Annotated in this window: 15 protein-coding genes; 4 read left to right on the top strand and 11 right to left on the bottom strand. The window is 60.8% G+C overall.

Annotated elements, in window-relative coordinates; translation table 11 throughout:
• Nucleotides 1-35: 35 nt before the first annotated feature.
• The 5 genes from QQZ18_RS13605 to QQZ18_RS13585 form a co-directional block, all read right to left on the bottom strand.
• On the bottom strand, nt 36-209 hold the full coding sequence (locus QQZ18_RS13605) for a hypothetical protein (RefSeq protein ID WP_284541460.1): 174 nt from the start codon (nt 207-209) through the stop codon (nt 36-38).
• Complete coding sequence (locus tag QQZ18_RS13600; RefSeq protein WP_284541459.1) at nt 206-565, bottom strand: PilZ domain-containing protein; 360 nt, start codon at nt 563-565, stop codon at nt 206-208. Before QQZ18_RS13600 ends, QQZ18_RS13605 begins: the two co-directional genes overlap by 4 nt.
• A 260-nt stretch (nt 566-825) precedes the next feature.
• Nucleotides 826-1,788: a DMT family transporter gene (locus QQZ18_RS13595; RefSeq protein WP_284541458.1), complete on the bottom strand. Its 963-nt coding sequence runs from the start codon at nt 1,786-1,788 to the stop codon at nt 826-828.
• A 337-nt stretch (nt 1,789-2,125) separates the two neighbouring features.
• Entirely contained in the window at nt 2,126-3,076 is a 951-nt protein-coding gene (locus tag QQZ18_RS13590) for a sugar-binding transcriptional regulator (RefSeq protein ID WP_284541457.1), read from the bottom strand.
• A gap of 447 nt (nt 3,077-3,523) precedes the next feature.
• Complete coding sequence (locus tag QQZ18_RS13585; protein WP_284541456.1) at nt 3,524-3,724, bottom strand: hypothetical protein; 201 nt, start codon at nt 3,722-3,724, stop codon at nt 3,524-3,526.
• Between QQZ18_RS13585 and QQZ18_RS13580 the strand changes: the two genes are divergently transcribed.
• The 3 genes from QQZ18_RS13580 to trpA are packed head-to-tail and all read left to right on the top strand — an operon-like array spanning nt 3,723 to nt 6,874.
• Nucleotides 3,723-4,502 carry an SDR family NAD(P)-dependent oxidoreductase gene (locus tag QQZ18_RS13580; RefSeq protein ID WP_284541455.1) on the top strand — a complete coding sequence of 260 codons (780 nt, stop codon included), beginning with the start codon at nt 3,723-3,725 and terminating at the stop codon, nt 4,500-4,502. The two genes, QQZ18_RS13585 and QQZ18_RS13580, sit on opposite strands and share 2 nt — an antisense overlap.
• A 25-nt stretch (nt 4,503-4,527) precedes the next feature.
• Nucleotides 4,528-6,039, top strand: coding sequence for a xylulokinase (locus tag QQZ18_RS13575; protein ID WP_284541454.1), 1,512 nt, complete (start codon nt 4,528-4,530; stop codon nt 6,037-6,039).
• A gap of 22 nt (nt 6,040-6,061) precedes the next feature.
• Nucleotides 6,062-6,874, top strand: a complete 813-nt coding sequence (trpA, locus tag QQZ18_RS13570; RefSeq protein WP_284541453.1) for a tryptophan synthase subunit alpha — start codon at nt 6,062-6,064, stop codon at nt 6,872-6,874.
• Nucleotides 6,875-7,066: 192 nt separating this feature from the next.
• On the opposite strand, the gene QQZ18_RS13565 is transcribed toward trpA, so the two are convergent.
• The 4 genes from QQZ18_RS13565 to QQZ18_RS13550 form a co-directional block, all read right to left on the bottom strand.
• Nucleotides 7,067-9,343, bottom strand: coding sequence for an autotransporter outer membrane beta-barrel domain-containing protein (locus QQZ18_RS13565; protein ID WP_284541452.1), 2,277 nt, complete (start codon nt 9,341-9,343; stop codon nt 7,067-7,069).
• A 1,352-nt stretch (nt 9,344-10,695) separates the two neighbouring features.
• Nucleotides 10,696-11,286, bottom strand: a complete 591-nt coding sequence (locus QQZ18_RS13560; protein ID WP_284541451.1) for a GNAT family N-acetyltransferase — start codon at nt 11,284-11,286, stop codon at nt 10,696-10,698.
• 38 nt (nt 11,287-11,324) lie between these two features.
• Nucleotides 11,325-12,641, bottom strand: coding sequence for an RNA polymerase sigma factor (locus QQZ18_RS13555; protein ID WP_284541450.1), 1,317 nt, complete (start codon nt 12,639-12,641; stop codon nt 11,325-11,327).
• Between the two features lie 170 nt (nt 12,642-12,811).
• The gene (locus tag QQZ18_RS13550) at nt 12,812-13,240 is read right to left on the bottom strand and encodes a YciI family protein (protein WP_284541449.1); all 429 of its coding nucleotides are present in this window, start codon (nt 13,238-13,240) and stop codon (nt 12,812-12,814) included.
• 220 nt (nt 13,241-13,460) lie between these two features.
• Between QQZ18_RS13550 and QQZ18_RS13545 the strand changes: the two genes are divergently transcribed.
• On the top strand, nt 13,461-14,333 hold the full coding sequence (locus tag QQZ18_RS13545) for an alpha/beta fold hydrolase (protein WP_284541448.1): 873 nt from the start codon (nt 13,461-13,463) through the stop codon (nt 14,331-14,333).
• 332 nt (nt 14,334-14,665) lie between these two features.
• Here QQZ18_RS13545 and QQZ18_RS13540 read toward each other — a convergent pair whose 3' ends face one another.
• Complete coding sequence (locus QQZ18_RS13540) at nt 14,666-15,229, bottom strand: NADPH-dependent FMN reductase (RefSeq protein WP_284541447.1); 564 nt, start codon at nt 15,227-15,229, stop codon at nt 14,666-14,668.
• A 116-nt stretch (nt 15,230-15,345) separates the two neighbouring features.
• Entirely contained in the window at nt 15,346-16,737 is a 1,392-nt protein-coding gene (locus tag QQZ18_RS13535) for an NAD-dependent succinate-semialdehyde dehydrogenase (RefSeq protein ID WP_284541446.1), read from the bottom strand.
• Between the last annotated feature and the right edge of the window lie 62 nt (nt 16,738-16,799).

Here is a 16,799-nt window from a genome sequence, read left to right as displayed (position 1 = left end):
CTCGCGCGGCCGTATCGGAGATGGCGTATGTCACCTCACCGAAATGAGCTGCTCAGGGTGTCAAGCGCCTTGGCGATGCCGGCCAGTACCCGCATGGCTTCCTTCGGGGTGCCGTAACCGGAACGTTGCGAGAAAACGTTCAGGGCCAACAGCAAGAGTGCCATGAAGATAAGGCGATGTGCGATGAACGTCAGCGCCCTTCTGATCATATCGGCGAGTCACTCAGATCCCTGACCCGACGCGCCAACATGTCGCGCTCTTCCTTCAATTTTCGGATCTGACGCGCCACATCGATCGGGATGACCGTATCCCTGTCCTTGTCGACAAACGTGACTCCCAGCGTCTTTGCCCGTCTCCAGACGACCTGCACCCGGTGGCTGTCTCCCTTCATTGGGATGATCAGGTCCAACTCGCCGGGCACCAGTACCGGATCGGAGAACTCGAGCTTAGCTCCGCTTCTGGACACGTTTCGAACAAGGCAGTCGATGGTACACCAACGGTTGTTGAAAGCGACCTGACCTCCCAAATAGGTACGGCCGCGATGCTCCCTGCGCCGATCAAGCATTGGAAACGCCCCCCTTTGAAACACATGGACACGCCATGCTCCCATTCAGAGCAAACGCGATGCCAATGCAGTTAGAGGTGGTAATTCCGGGCAAGGTCCGTGGCGATGCCGTCGGTCGTCATGACCAGGAGTGTCCCGCACCAACATGCGTTTGAACCTCTCCGCAGGACTGGGGCAAGAAGCCTCCAGTCCTGCGGTTCGGCCCAAGTGAACAGATGCTGGATGTTTGCGGCTAAAGCCGCAAGAGAGCGATGAGTGGGTCAGTTCTGGGACTGACTATCCTTGTCCCTGTACAGTTGAAGCAGAACAAGGGCGACGAGGACGAGTACGCCGCCGGTCATCTGGATGGGCAGCATGGTCTGCGACAGCACCACGGCAGCGATCAGCATTCCGGCGACCGGCTCCGTCAAGGCCAGGATCGAGGCGCGCGAGGAGCCCGCCATCCGGATGCCGGCCAGGATCATCACGGTGGGAACAGCCGCTCCAAAGACTCCCGCGAACAGCAGGATCGGGAAAACGCTTGGATTGGCGAACGGATAGATCAGGGATTCCAATCCACTCGTGGCCAGACTGATCAGGGCGAAAACCACGGCGCCGGCCACCAGGAAGAAGGTCGTGGCATAGATCGGCGGCACGTCGCGATAGCCGTCGCGGGCGACGAGGAAGTAGACGGTGTCGGCGATCGCCGCCAGAGCCGCCAACGCGACACCGAACAAATTGACCTGAACGTCGCCGGGGCCGAAATATCCGCCCATGACGGCAAGCACGCTGCCGGCCAAGGCGAGAATGAGCGCGATGATCTTGGAAACGGTGAAGCGTTCCTTGCCGGTCATGCCGCTGACCAATGTCACCAACGCCGGATAAAGGTAGAAGATCAGCAGCGCCAGGGCGACCGTGATCAGATTGAACGCGTAGAAGATGGCGAGACTGAAGGTCATGAATGCAACGGCCGCGATGCACAGACGTACTTTCTGGCTCGCTTCCAGCGTTTTCCAGGAAAAGCTGCTGCCGTCGCGCGGGCGGCCGACACCGGTGCCCAGAATGAGCAGCAGCCCGAGGGCTCCGATCGTCTCGCGCCAGGCAGCGAAGGCTGGCGGGGTCATGCCGTGCTGGTAGGCCAGAACCGAAACGGTTCCTAGCGTTCCGAACAGGATCGACCCGACGACGACAAGAAAAGCGCCGGAGGCGGCCTTCTGCGTCGAGGCGGTGGTTGTCATAGACATTGGCACTCTCTCCCTTGAAGCGGTGGCGGGGCACTCCTCCATGTCCCTCCATCGGAAGCCCGCAGCCCGAGCCGGAGGAGGTCCCTCGGCAAAAGCTAAGCAGGTGCTCATTGAAGAGCACGAGGGCTTCACGACACGGGGTCGCTCCGCGATGCTCGTAACGTGTTTGCACATTTGCTCATGACTGAACAATGGATCACTATAGGCATGCCGAAACGCTGCCGCAAGCGGCGAAAAGATGTCCATTCGGGAAATGCAACGAGTGGCGTGTGTCGGCTTGGCGAGGCCATGAGGATGGCGAGCCAGCCGGCGCTAATGTCTCGCTAGACCGGGAAGCCTATTCGTCAAAGGCAAGAACGGCCTTGGCTGTGGCTGAGTCGGTGACGAAATAATGAAGCAGCCCGGCTTTCAACGCGGCAAGGATTGCCTCGGCCTTGCTGCTTCCCGAGGCTACCCCGACAATGGTGCGGATGGCACCCAGTTCGTCCGTCGAAAGCCCAATCATGCGATCGTAGTGGGGGAACGGAACGAGCGCCCCAGTCCGGTCGATGAACGAGTTGCAGATGTTCGCCACGGCGCCTCTGCTCCACAGCTCTTCAAGATGCTCGGCGTCGAGAAAGCCTGCCTTGAACAGTGTCGATGACATCGAAATCTGTCCGATGCCCACCAGCGCAAGGTCGCTCGTCCGCCCCCGGGAGAGCACGAGCTGAATTTCGGACTCGGCCAGCAAGGCCTGCTTTGCCGCAGCGCTGGATACGAAAGCCGGCGCATTCAGCTGCAGATAGGAGCAACCGAGCCGTTGCGCCAACGTCCTTACCGACAGGTTGGCTTGCCATCGCGAGCCGCTCGGCCCCCACCCCCCGACCAGCGGGATAACGACACAGTTGGCGCGCGGCAGGCTGCGGACCGCCTCACAAGTGTCGTTCAACGTGACGCCTGCGTTGATGCTGATGGAATCTCCGTCTTCGATCAGCCGCTCGAGCAACCCAGCCGCTGCGACCGACACGCTTGCCTGCACGGCATTGACCTCGGTCGCGGAAGTCGTGACGATCGCCTCGCGGAGCCCGAACCTTTCCGTCAGGTGGCGCTCGATCTGGCTCTTAGACGAGAACGGATCATGGATGCTGATGTGGACGATTCCGGCCTTCTGCGCCTGAGCCAGAAGACGACTGATCTTCGGCCGCGAGAGCTTCAGCTCCGCCGCAATTTGCTCCTGGTTACGTCCGCGAACGTAATACATCGTCGCCACTCTCACGAGTAGCCGCATACGCTCGTCATCAAGAAGCATCACCGCCGCCTCTTCCTTTCCCGTCCGTAGGTTGCGCCGGAACCTGTCGCTTGCCCCATCATCGTGCCGAAGCCGCCGCTGGGGCGTTTGTGCGCCAGATCACACCTTCGCGCGGCGGATGTTCGCGCGAAAGGGCATCCCGACCACTGCCTCCGAGCAAGAGGCTCATTACAAAGCCGAACGCATCAACTCATTGACGAAAAATACAATTCCTTCGGCAATGAGGCGTGTCCGATCGGCGTCTCGTCCTTTCTCCCGCCATCACTCCTAAAGCGCTGCGCGCATAAGATGCGGCCTGGGCCATACCCTTTCATAGCGACGGGCAGGCAATATGAGAAGTCCATATCCACCTGCGCCGCGTTCCTTCGCCCCGATCGTCGGCGCGGCAAGGCGATGGAGTCCCCGGCTCACAAGGCAGCCGACTTCTCGGCGTGGCCCCGAACCGGGTCATCCCGGCGAAGTCCCTGTGCCGCTGGGCGATGTCGCAGCTGGAAAGACGCCGCCGATCCACTTGCGATGCACGATCAGGAGTGCTAGCCTGATCATACGTTCAGTAATGAACGTTTGTTCAAACTGAATCTGTCCTTGTGATTTGACGGTCCAAACAAAGAAATGCCCCGTGGCAGGGGCGGGAGTGAGGAAGCCCATGAAATCAGCAATCTCCGGTACGTCGCCGGCACTCGACGGCAAGGTCGCGGTCGTTTTCGGCACCAGTGTCGGTATCGGCGCGGCGACAGCGCAAATTCTTGCCGGCGCAGGCGCGAAGGTGGTTGCCGCCAGCCGGAATGTTGCCGCGCTCGACGAGCTCGTGAAAACGATCCGCGCTTCCGGTGGCACCGCACTGGCGGCGGAAGTCGACGTTCAGAACTTCGCGCAGGTACAGGCGGCTGTCGATCTCGCGGTCTCCGAATGGGGCGGGCTCGACATTCTCGTCAACAATGCCGGCATCAACGTCGCTCCGCACCCGATCGACGAGGTTCCTGAAGAAGACTACGACCGCATTCTCAACGTGAACCTCAAGGGCGTCTGGAACGGCATGCGGGCGGGTGTGCCGGCAATCCGCAAACGCAAGGGTGGTTCCGTCATCAACGTGTCGTCGGTCGGCGGGCTGGTCGGCGCTCCGGGCATCGCGCCGTACTGCGCCAGCAAGCATGCCGTGATCGGGCTTTCCAAGTCCGCCGCGCTGGATCTGGCCCCTGCCGGCATCCGCGTCAACGTCGTCGCGCCTGGCGCGGTCGACACGGCCATCTTCAACGATTGGCAAAAGGACGACAAGGCTCGGGAACAGTTCATCGCCCTGCATCCGCTGGGGCGCGTCGGACAGCCGCGCGAGATCGGCGAGGCCATCGCCTGGCTGGCATCGGATGGCGCCGCCTATATCACCGGCGCGGTCCTGCCGATCGACGGCGGATACATCATTCCCTGACCGAAACCGTTGCGGAGGCTCGATCATGAGCGCGACTCCATCGAAGACCATCATCGACCGTTGCATGATCGGCGTCGATCTGGGCACCACCAACCTGAAGGCTGCCCTTTTCGATGCCCGTGGCACTCAGCTCGCCTCCGGAGAGGAAGCTCTCCCCATGCAGCGAGAGGGTCGCGACCGCGTCGAGCAGGACCCGGACATGTGGTGGAAGGCGCTGAAAAGCGTCCTGTCCGCCCTGATCCAGTCTTCCCCCAACGCCAAGGTGGCCGGCATTGCGATTTGTGCCCAGGTCGGATCGCATGTGTTCGTCGATGCCGAAGGCAAGGCGGTGACCAAGGCTTGGCTGTGGCAGGACAGCCGCTGCCAACCGGTTGTCGCGGAGATGAACGCGCGAGCGGCGAGCATCGATGCCGATCGCCTTCCGCCCAACTTCAAGATCGACAACGCGTCGGCGCTTGCGCGGGCGCGGTGGCTTCAGGAACACGAGCCGAAACTCTGGGGGCGGGTCCGTTATCTGCTCAACCCCAAGGACTACCTCAACCTGCGTTTGACCGGCGCCATCGCCACGGACGGCATGAGCCAGTATGGCCTCGTCTATGACGATGGCAGCTATTTTGCCGGGCTGGACGAACTGGTTCCGGGAGTCGTCCGCATCCTTCCTGAAATCCGGGACTTCCGGCAGCCGCTTGGCGAGGTGATGCCCACCGGAGATCCCGCACTCGATGCGGCTCTCGCGGGGGCGGTCGTCGGCGTGGGCAACATGGACGTCTATGGGAACCTGTTCGGCTCTGGCGCGGATTCCGACGGTTTCGCCATCGAGGTCGCCGGCACTTGCGAAATTGCCGGCATCCTCAGTCCGCTCGATCAGGAACCCCATGGCGTGGTGAAGTTTCCACCCGTCGATGGATTGCGTCTTTATGCGGGGCCAACCAAGTCGGGCGGTTCGGCCGTGCAATGGTTCGCTTCCGTTCTGGGGGTGTCGGTGCCCGAGTTGATGGCGCTGGCCGCAAGCGGCGCCGAGGATGCCGATCCGCTCATCTTCCAGCCCTATCTCGAAGGTGAACGCGCGCCTCTGTGGGACGATGACGTCCGCGGACTCTTCATCGGCCTGACGGGGCGTCACACCCGGGCCGACATGGCCCGCGCCGTGATCGAGGGTGTCGCAATCACCGGGCGGGCGGTTCTGGAAGCCGCCGAGGAGTCCAGTGGCCGGCGGGCCGCCAAGGTTCGCCTCAGCGGAGGGGGATCCCAGTCCGACATCGCCTGCCAGATCCGGGCCGACATTCTCGGTCGGCCGGTGGAGCGCCTGAAGGTTCGGAACACCGGAATGCTGGGCGCGGCCCTCATCGCTGCCATCGCGGCCGGAACGACGTCAAGCATCTCCGATGCCGCCGCCCGTCTGGTTCACGTCGACCGCACCTTCTACCCGAGCGAGCGGACGCGTGCCCGCTTCGAAACGATCGTCGACATCTATCGCAGTCTGCATCCGGCCCTTCACCAAGCGAACACCGCCCTCGCCAGGATGCGGCGCATTTAGCTTTCACATAAAGGAACTAGAGTTGACCAACGATCAATCGGCGATGGCCTCTCACCCGTTGCAGCAGATGTTTAAGAGGCTGAAACAGGAACGCAGCGGCGCGATGATTACCTATTTCCCGATCGGAATCGGCTTTGACAGCGTCCAGCTGGCCGATGTCTACGACAGCTGCGGCGTCGACGTTCTTGAAATCGGGCTGCCAACCGCCAATCCCTACATGGACGGCAAAACCGTTACCAAGGCGATGTCGCAAGCCTTGGCAGACGGATATACGGTGGAGAAGTGCTTCGGGGAAATTCTGCGCATCCGCACGAAATACCCGAACAAGCCCCTGGAAGTCTTTACCTACACCGAGACCGTGACCGAACTGGGTTCGGACCGGTTTCTGAGCTTGTGCACCGACAACGGAGTCGACTCGGTTCTGATCGTCGGCGCGGAACCGGCCTGGCTGGCGAACGAAGCGACGGCATTTCCGAGCAGCATCGATCTGTTGGGGCTGTCTCCGTATGACTTCACCGATGACTATGCCCGGGCTCTCGCCGCCGCGCCGCTGTCGGGATATGTCTTCATGCAAGCGACGCCCGGCGTGACCGGAAAGCGCGATCACGTCATGCCCGGCCTTGGCGATCGCATTTCCGCCCTGCGCGGACATCTCGGCGATCTTCCGATCTGCGCCGGATTCGGCATCTCGAATGCCGGTCATGTCCGGGACATGCGCGCCGCAGGCGCGGATGGCGTCATTGTTGGCAGCCTCGCGCTCGAATGGCTTTCAACCAAGACGGAAGCCGAGTTCAAAAACGACATGCAACTGCTCAAAGAGGCTCTGAGCTTCTAGGACCGCTCCGGGAAAGTAGGCGCCGGTTTGCGGCCGGACATGCTCCGAAACGGCGATTCCCGAACAGCATCCGAGTGGCGCATGTCTCCCCGTACAGGAGGTTCCGGTGAAACGGATTCACCGGAACACTTCTACTCTCTGCCGAGACGCGGCCCCAGACGCAAAGCCGGTGCCTACGTTTGCTTGAAGCACCTAGAAAGCGAGCTTGAGCCCGAGCCGGCCGGAGCCCGACACGGAGTCGTCGCTGTAGATCGTCCCATCGATGCCGCCGTAGACGGAGGTGCGCTCCGACACCATGGCATCGAAACCGACGCCCAGACTGGCGCCGACGACATTGCGGTCGGCTGAATTCGAGACGCTGAATTCACTATTGTCCAGGCGGACATGGGTGGCGTCCGAACCAAGATACTGGGTGTCCAGCACCGAGGCGGAGGCCGAGATCGCCGCCGGCAGGCCCGAGCTCAGAGTTATCTTCCTCTTGAGTTCGATCTGCAGTCGACCGTCGATGGAGTGGCTCTGACGAGAATCGTAAGAGAGGTTCTGCGACGACGGCCCGCTCTCCGAATATCCATCATAGAAGGCCCCGGTGTAGCGGGCCTTGAGGCTCGGCGTCAGCTCCCATTCCGGGGCGATCTGGTAGGTCGAGCTCACCGACATCTCGGGCGAGACGTACCAGCCCATGAAGTCGCCGGATGCCTTGCTGGCTCCGTTGTTGACCCAGCGGGTGGCCTCGTTGTCGATGCCGCCGCCGGTGATCGAAGCGTTCCATTGCAGGCCGTTTGTTTTCACCGCCCCGTAGAGGCCCAGGAAGCCGGTGACGCCGGTCGTTTTCGATGAGCTGTCATCGGCGACACTGCGCACGCTGCCGGCGCCGCCGAAGAAGCCCAGGCGATAGTTTTCGAACTGGTGATCGACGCCCGAAATCAGGCCGTAGTGCGAGGTGTGGCTGGACGGATCGCCATCGCCCGACGGCTGATAGCGCAGCCCACCGAAGGCGCGCGCCCAGAACAGGTTGCCGTAGCCATCGACGGCGATGCCGTCGCCGAGCGTCCTCAATGCCTTGGACTCGGACGTCTCCCCCTTCTGTTCGCCATACTGCAGGGCGGAGATGGTGGACCCGCCGACCACCACTTGATCGGGCCTTGCCACGTCGAGCGCCAGGATGCTGCCGACGACATCCGAGACCGACGCGGTGTACTGCTTCGCGGTCTGGCTGGCAGCAGGAACGGCGACGACATTGATCGTGCCTGTGGTGTCGGCGTCTTTGAGGACCACCATCTGCCGGGAGTTGTTCAGCCTGATGGTATTGCTGGCATCGTTGTAGTTGGAGGCATCGATGCTGTAGCTGCCGGCGCCGAATGTGGTCGTGTTGCCGATCTTGCTGTTGTAGTCGACGACACCGTCAAAGACGGCTGTCGGTAGGACGTTCAGCGTGTTGCCGCCGGTGGCGAAGAACACCGAGGTCGTGCCGCCCTTGATGACGCCGCTGTTCGTCAGCTCTCCGCCATCAAGCGTGACGGCGGTCGCTCCGCCTCCGAGCGACCCGGTCACATTGAGCGCTCCGCCGGAGGAGACTGTCGTCGATCCGGTAAAGGCCGAGTTGTTGCCCGAGAGCGTCGTCGCGCCGGACAGAACCTTGATCGTTCCGTGACCAGAGATATCCGAGGCGAAGTCGTAGCCCGTGTCGGTATGGTTGAACACCACGGTTCCGTTACCGTCGCCGAATGTAACGGCGGCGGCTTGGAGCCGGCCAGCCGCCTGGGCGGAAGAGATCTCCGCAGCGCCTATGTTCAGCGTACCTGCCGATCCGGCGATCGTAGCAATGTTGAGAGTGCCGCCATGCACGCCGTTCGTCACGGCGCCGACCGTCACCAAGCCGCCATCGGCGATGGTCAGCGTGCCGTTGCCCTGCCAGCCGACACGAAGGATCGTGCCGTTGTCGGTCAGGGTCGAGTTGGCCCCGGTGACGGTGACGGTGCCCGTGCTGCCGGTGCTCAAGCCGATACGACCATCCGTATTGATGACCGTTCCGCCATTCTCGATGGACAGAGTGCCCGTGGAAGCTTCAAGACCGAGAATAAGCTGCTCGCTATTTGTCCACGTCGATCCGGCACCATTGACCGTCACGGTGCCGGAGCCACTGGCGCGCGCTCCGATGAAGCCGTTAGAGTTGCTGACCGATCCTCCGTTCGTGATCGCTAGCGTACCCGTGCCGCTCCAGCCGATGGCTAGTTGCCGGCCCACGCCGTTGACCCAGGACGAACCCAAGCCATCCACCGTCACCGTGCCGTTGCTGCCCGCAATAAAGCCGACGGTACCTTCATTAGCGTTGGAGACTGTCGCGCCATTGCTGATGTTCAGGGTACCGACTCCGGTTGAGCCGACGACGAGTTCGCGAGGATAGGATGTAGAGGTCGTAATGTTGCGGATTTCGCCGCCGTCGATAACCTCGTCAGCCGGATCTGCCATGGCCCCTTGCGAAAGGGTCATCATCAACGCCGTCGACGCCAGCAAAAGGCGCTTGCCGACAACTGTGCGGCTGGAACGCGAACGGAAACGGACTGGGGGAGCGATAGCCGACATCAAGGGTGCTCTCTTTGGATCGTCACTTACCGCTCGTCAGTTACCGGGCGCCATTCAAGCGGTTCGACTCAATACATGGTTCCATACTCTCATCCAGAATACAGATACAATTGTCAAGGGTTAGTGCAACCATTGGTGTTAAACAAAGGTCTCTTCTCACGATTTTGTTCCCGCTGCGCTGTTCTGGCACCGCCGCGGGAGCGGCGCTCGCAAACACCCGCATCTGCCAGTCCAGGTAGGACCGTGGGCGGACGATAGGGGGCATCTCGAACCTTCCGATCAGCGGCCACCGTGCCGCTGCCGCGCGGCTCGACCTGTGTTTCGCCGACATCGAGGCAGGACCTGATGCCGCTTCCATCAGGTTTTGACCGTCGGGGCGGAACCTGACGCAAGCGGAAGCGCCCAACCGGGTGCCGGCCGGTCAGGGCGAGACCCGCATGAACTGGACGAGTCCAGATGAAGCGGAACGGGTATGACGCCGTGGGCGCGACAGAAGTTGCCGCAGCATGGGACTGCGAACCGACAGGCTGGCTGTCCACTCTGAAAATCCGAGATAGGGCAGCTTGGGTCGTGCCATGGGCGCCACTAGCGGATTGCCATGCCGCGTCAGCGGCACTAGCCGTCTTGACCCGAAAACCAGTGGCTTTCGCTTGCGGAGGCCAGCTATTTCAAGGGATTAACGGTGCTGCGAGAGAGGATTGAACTCTCGACCTCTCCCTTACCAATTATGGTATCCACAAAAAGAATAAGAAAAATCAGTGTACTAATTTATACGTTCTATATGTGTTCTAGATAAATGGATCGGCGTAATTAAGGTCGAAATGGGGTTGAACAGTTGTAAAATAGTTTGATTTTTACTTTACGTATGTTGGGTAAATCGGCGTTTTTTCAATAAGCCGAACTGACGTAAGGTGACTGCGTTCAGTCCCCGTCTGCGGCAAAGCCTGCCCCGCCGACATCGAGGGAAAGAACCGCTCGATTTCCCTCCCTTCCTGAGCTGCCGGGTCGCATATGTGTGCCGGAAGCTGTAGGCGGAGTTAGCCGAACAGGTTGGTCTGGGTTTCGCCTTGGCCAATGCGGGCATCCCGATAATGGGATCCGAGTTCAACAGGAACTCCTTGAGGGGCAATATGTCGAGGAAAGGAAGATATTTGGGGTTGAGGGTAGCTGCCGGTTAGCTGTTGAGTCCGAAAGTGTCACGAAACGCGGGGCCATTCATTCTGGGCAGTGAGGTTCGGTCACGCGAGCAACCGATCGGCGACGTGCGGCATCAGCCTCGGCTCGTGCTCGAGGATCGACATGATCCAGTCTCCGTGCCAAACGCCCTCCAGATTGAAGACCTCTCGCTCCAATCCCTCGAAACTGAAGCCACACGCGAGATAGCAACGGATTGCACGGCGATTGTAAGCGAGGACGCGCAAGTCGATGCGATGAAACCCTTCCGTTTGAAAGAGATGATCAAGCGCCAGGGCGACAGCGCGCCTGCCGTACCCGCGTCCAAGATTTGCGTCATCGAAAAGCCCAGTGACGAGCCGTCCACGCCGCTGGCTCGTTTCGGTTTCGGAAAGCCTCACATGTCCGACAAGTCGCCCGTTCACTTCTGCGAGCCACCCATAGGGGCTTGCCTTGAGGCGGTCGAGAAGCCTCAAGCCTTCAAGCTCCGGGGCCCAATCCTTAGTGCATGCGTAGCCCGCCATGCGGGCGATGTCCGCCGAGGGAGAGTAGGTTGAAAGAAAATCGAGATCTTTCGCGACAGGACGCCTGAGGAGGAGCGCAGCGTCCTCAGGCGAAACGAGATCTTTACCCTCAGTTGGATTCAACGTTTGCACAGCCGATAGCCCTTCAAAATATGCCGGTGCTGCCGAGCCTACAGTCGTGTCGGGCTAGCTCCAGTGCCCTCCGCTTTGTGCCTCGCTCTCTGGCGACACTCCTCGGCGCGACCAGCCAGATACAGCTTTTGTGGAACGTTTGCGCTCAGGCTTGCGGCCAAACCAAACGCTGCGGCAGCCTCCTGTTCAAGGCCAAGCCGGGCCAGGAAATCCGCTCGAGACGCGTGATACAGCGAGTAGCCATCGACGTCCCAGGTCTCAGCGATTGCGTCGAGTTCTATCATGCCGGCAACTGGGTCAATCGCCCAAGATATCGCGACAGCGCGGTTGAGTGCGACCACATAGCTCGGGGATAGAGTGAAGAGAGCGTCATACAGCTGCTTTATCTCAGTCCAGTTGGTGTCGTTGAAGGAAAGCGCGCGTGCATGGCATGCGGAGATCTTCGCCTGGATCAAGTACCGGCCCGGAGATTGCGCAAGTTGATCAGCACGATCCAGCAACTTCAAGCCGCGGCGAGTGAGCAGTCTATCCCATGAGGCGCGATCCTGCCGGTCCAGCGGTATCGGCACGCCGGATTTGTCCTGGCGCGCGACCAATCTAGCGCATTGCAGTTCCATCAGTGAAAGCAACCCAAGAACTTCGGGCTCCATCGGCTTCAGATTTGCGAGCGTGCGTCCGAGCCGAAGCGCCTCCGAGCAGAGAGGCGGGCGGGTTAGGTTCGCTCCCTCCGTTGCCGCATAGCCTTCATTGTAGATGAGATAGATAACCTCCATCACGGAGTGAAGCCGTTGGTCTCTCTCGCATTCCCCTGGCAGTTCGCGGCTGATGCCCTGATGCAGAAGTTCTCGTTTGGCCCGAACAATCCGCTGCTCAATTGCTGCTACGCCAGTCCGGAAAGCGCGCGCGATCTCTTCGACGGAAAGACCGCCAACCAGTCTCAGGGTGAGAGTGACCCGCGAGTCTTGAGAGAGCGCCGGATGGCAGGTCATGAACATCATGGCCAACATGTCGTCCCCGACTTCCGGGTATGACACTGCGTCCGAAGCAGAAGCTTGCGAGGGAGGTCTGGTGAGCTCCAGGTAATGCGTGAGGTCGACCAGCTTATCCTTGGCCAGGCGGGCGTGTCGCGCGCGATCGATCAGACGATTGCGCGCGACCGCAAATAGCCATCCGCCAGGATTTGCTGGGATTCCATCTGATGACCAAACCATCGACGCCTTGAGCAGTGCATCCTGCGCGAGGTCCTCAGCGTTCGTGACGTCGCGTGAGTAACGGAGCAACGCGGCGATGAGCCTTGGCCGCTCGATACGAAACACGGCTTCAAGTTCACGGCTGGTTGGGGCGGACGCAGTCATGCCGTTGCTCTTCAGCTAGAGCTTTGTGCGGAAAGGTGAAACCGGTTTCCCGCAAAAACATTGCGACAACAAGGAACTAGAGCGTGTTGGCGAACCGGGGTTCGCCGGATATGCTCCAGGGAAGTCCCACGGGAAACTTCTGCGACCATCGATGGCACAGGTACTGGGCCCTAGACGCTCGTCTTGCCGATCTGTTGCGAGATCCGCTCTTCCTGTTCACGAAGCTCGGGCGTCATCGCGTCTCCAAAATCGTCGGCTTCGAACACCGGACGGATTTCGAGTTGGCTTCGTTCGGGCATCGGTGCCGGGCACCGTCGCGCCCACTCGATAGCCTCGTCCATGTCCCGAACTTCCCAAAGCCAGAAGCCCGCGACCAGCTCGTTGGTTTCCGCGAATGGGCCGTCGATCACCCGTCGCTTGCCCTTTTCGATCTCCATTCTCTTGCCTTGCCGTGAAGGCTTCAATCCCTCCCCCGCGAGCAGAACGCCCGCCCTGGCCAGTTCCTCGTTGAACTTGCCCATGGCCTCCAGCACGTCCGAGGTGGGCATTTCACCCGCCTCGCTTGCGGATGTGGCTTTTACCATCACCATGACACGCATCTCAGGTCTCCTTGTTCAGTTTCTGGCAGTCGCCCCTCCATCGAGGCAGACATGTATTCAACGAACGGGAGCGGAGGTTCCCGACATCATGCTCCTCTTTTTTGTGTCTGTCGGCATCCCCATGGCCCGGAAATCGGCCGCCGAGATATGAAAGCTGGAGCCCATGTCGGGTTTTTCCCAGCACGAACGTCTTATCTCTGAACCCCAACGGAGGTGGAAAATGAGACGACTACTGGGAATTGTAGCTGCTGCGCTGGTTCTGATACCCGTGTCGAAAGCCCATAGCGAAAGTTCGGGCTATGCGACTGTCGGTAACCTCAAGATGTATTACGAGATTCATGGGGAGGGCAATCCGGAGCCGGTCATCGTACTCCACGGTGCGTACATGGATATTCCGAGCATGGGGGAGATCATCCCGCAGCTCGCCAAAGAGCGCATGGTCTATGCAGTGGAGTTGCAGGGGCATGGGCGGACCAACGACATAGATCGACCGATCCGGTATCAGGATCTCGCGAGCGACGTCTCGACGTTCATGGACCAGATGGGGATCCGCAAGGCGGATGTAGTTGGCTACTCCATGGGGGCTGCGGTTGGCTTCTTCCTCGCCACCGACCACCCGGACAAGGTGGATCAGCTCGTTGCCTTGTCTATGGCTTACGATCTTTCAGGCATGCAGCCGGACTATCTGAAAATGATCCCACAGATGCGGCCGGAGATGTTCGTCGGAAGCCCGATCGAGAAGCAATGGAAGACTCTTTCGCCCCATCCCGGTCGGTTCGTGTTGTTCGTCGAGAAAATGATCGCGCTCGAACACGAACCGGTCTCGTGGCAGGAGCGGGTGAGACAGCTCAAAAGCCCGACGTTGCTGGTTACGGGCGATGCTGACGTGGTCACGCTTGAGCATTCGGTCGAGCTGTTTCGTCTGCTGGGCGGCGGAGCCATGGGCGATTTGGGGCGCAAACTTCCAAAGTCCCGCTTCGCTGTTCTGCCAGCAAGTTCGCATACGGCAATTATTCGACAACCAGATCTGCTGATGGGCCTCATCAAGCCATTTCTGGATGGTGAGCACGCCAAAGGGATGTTCGAAAAGTAGTCCGCGAAAAAACCCACCCCGCCATGGTCTGTCCTCGACGGAGTATGGGCCATGGCGGATACGATCAAGGATCGCGTGAGTGTCCTGGGCAGCTTCCCCGCTCCAGGTGCGCTCCAAAAGCGTGCTAGCCGTTTTTGTCCGGAGTCCAACGGAGTTGGGGGAGCTCAGCTATTTCATGGGATTGGTGGTGCCGCGAGAGAGGGTTGGCCTCTCTACCTCTCCTTTACAAACTGTGGAGTGATCGGTGTCGCTATTCGATTTTTTGCCGCAGCTGGTATGTCCCGGGGGGGGCGGCATTGGCCATGACCGGTCTTGTAAATCCGCAGCTGTCGTTACGCTTTCGCGGTGCGCGTAATCCAGTCGGCGAAAGCGTCGAGATACGCCTTCATATGCGCTTCCGTTGACGCATCGGCAAAGCCTCCGGCAACGTCGAACATCGAGCCGGCATTGCCGAGGTACGCTTCGGGTTGCTGCAGGGTTGGTACGTCCAGAAATACCAGTGACTGGCGCAGGTGGTGATTGGCACCGAAAGCGCCGAGCGAGCCGGGCGTCAGGCTGATGATAGCGCCAGGTTTACCGGGCCAGACGCTGGCGCCATAAGGTCGGGAGCCGACATCAAGGGCATTCTTGAGGGCTGCAGGAACTGACCGATTGTACTCCGGTGTGATGAACAGCACCGCGTTGGAGGACTTCACCTCGTTGCGAAACCGCGTCCACGCGGCTGGTGCGCCCGCGTCATCAAGATCAGGATTGTAGAGTGGCAGGTCGCCGATTTCGACGATCGAGAGAGCGATCGAAGGCGGGGCAATCTTCTTCAGTGCATTCGCCAGCATTCGGGTGTAGGCGCCCTTGCGCAAGCTGCCGACGAGTACGGCGACGGAATATATCTTCGACAAGTCTGTGTTCCTTGAGGGTGATGAGGAAAGGCCACGCATGGATGATCTTTCCTCTTTCAATTGGAGAGTTGTCTCATCGCTGAGCTGGCGATGGGCCGCCTAGAACGGCGAGGACCTCAGAACGAAGCGTCTATGTCGACGATGTCGATCAGCTTGTGATTGACGAATTCTGTGAGGCCGAGATCGAGCAACTCACGGCCGTAGCCGGACCGGCGGACGCCGCCGAACGGCAGATCGGCCTCGACCTTGGTCGGATGGTTGACGAAGACCATTCCTGTCGAGATTTCGGCCGCGACCTCGGCGCCGTGTGCCGTGTTCGAGGTGAAGACCGAGCCGCCGAGACCGAAGGGCGAGTCGTTGGCAATCCGCACCGCGTCGGTTTCGTCCTTGGCGCGGAACAGCATCGAGACAGGCCCGAAGAATTCCCAGTAATAGGCGGGATTGTCGGGCGTGACGTTGGTCAGGATGGTGGGCTGCACGAAAGCGCCCCGGCTTGAGACCTTTGGGCCAACCTCGGTAGCGGTGGCACCATGGGTGACCGCCTGCCGGATCTTCTCCTTCACCTCGTCGGCGGCGGCCTGCGAGGAGAGTGGCGCCAGCGTTGTCGCCGGGTCCATGGGGTCGCCGGTGCGAAGCGCGGCCACGCCCTTGGAATAGCTGGCGAGGAACTCTTCGTAGACCTCGTCGACGATGATCATACGCTTTGAGGAGACGCAGACCTGACCGCCGTTCCAATGGCGCCCGAACACCGCCCAGCGGACGGTCTTGTCGAGATCGGCATCGGCGAGCACGACGAAAGCGTCGGCGCCGCCGAGTTCCAGCGTGGACTTCTTGAGCGCCCGGCCTGCGGTTGCGGCAACCTCGGAGCCGGCTCCCTCCGAACCTGTGAGGGCGACGCCAGCGACGCGCGGGTCCTCAATGATGCGCGTGATCTGGGCGCGGGTGGCATAGAGATTGGTGAACCCGCCTTCTGGCAGGCCAGCCTCACGCATCAGCTTTTCAAAGGCGGCGGCGCTCTGCGGCACGTTCGAGGCATGCTTGAGGAGCATGACATTACCAGCCGACAACTGCGGAGCGATGATGCGGGCGATCTGGTAGTAGGGGAAGTTCCAGGGCTCGATGGCAAGCAAAACGCCCAGTGGCTCGGAGACCAGTGTCGCTTCACCCTCGGCCGGATCGCGAACGGGCAGGCGGCGTGGCGCCAGGAAAGTCGCGGCATTGTCGGCATAATACTCGAAGATCTTGGCCGACAGTTCGACCTCGGCTTCCGCCTCGCCGATGAGCTTGCCCATTTCGAGCGTCAGGATCTCGGCATAGGCACGGCTGCTCTTGCGCAGCAGCGCGGCGGCGCGGCGCATCACCGCGGCCCGTACGCCGAAGGATGTCTTGCGCCAGCCCTGAAAGGCGGCGTGCGCCGTGGCAACCGCCCGCTCGATATCCTCGTCGCGCGCATCGGGGAATGTCTTCACCTTTTCGCCAGTGAAGGGATTGATCGTTGCATAGGCCATGATTTGGTCCTCGATTCTTGAAGAAAACTGCGATGCACGGCGGCGTGTGTCGGGTACGGCCA

This window comes from Pleomorphomonas sp. T1.2MG-36, from assembly GCF_950100655.1.
Taxonomy (GTDB): domain Bacteria; phylum Pseudomonadota; class Alphaproteobacteria; order Rhizobiales; family Pleomorphomonadaceae; genus Pleomorphomonas.
The sequence above is the reverse complement of the archived record's forward strand: the minus strand, read 5'-3'. Positions and strand labels throughout refer to the sequence as shown.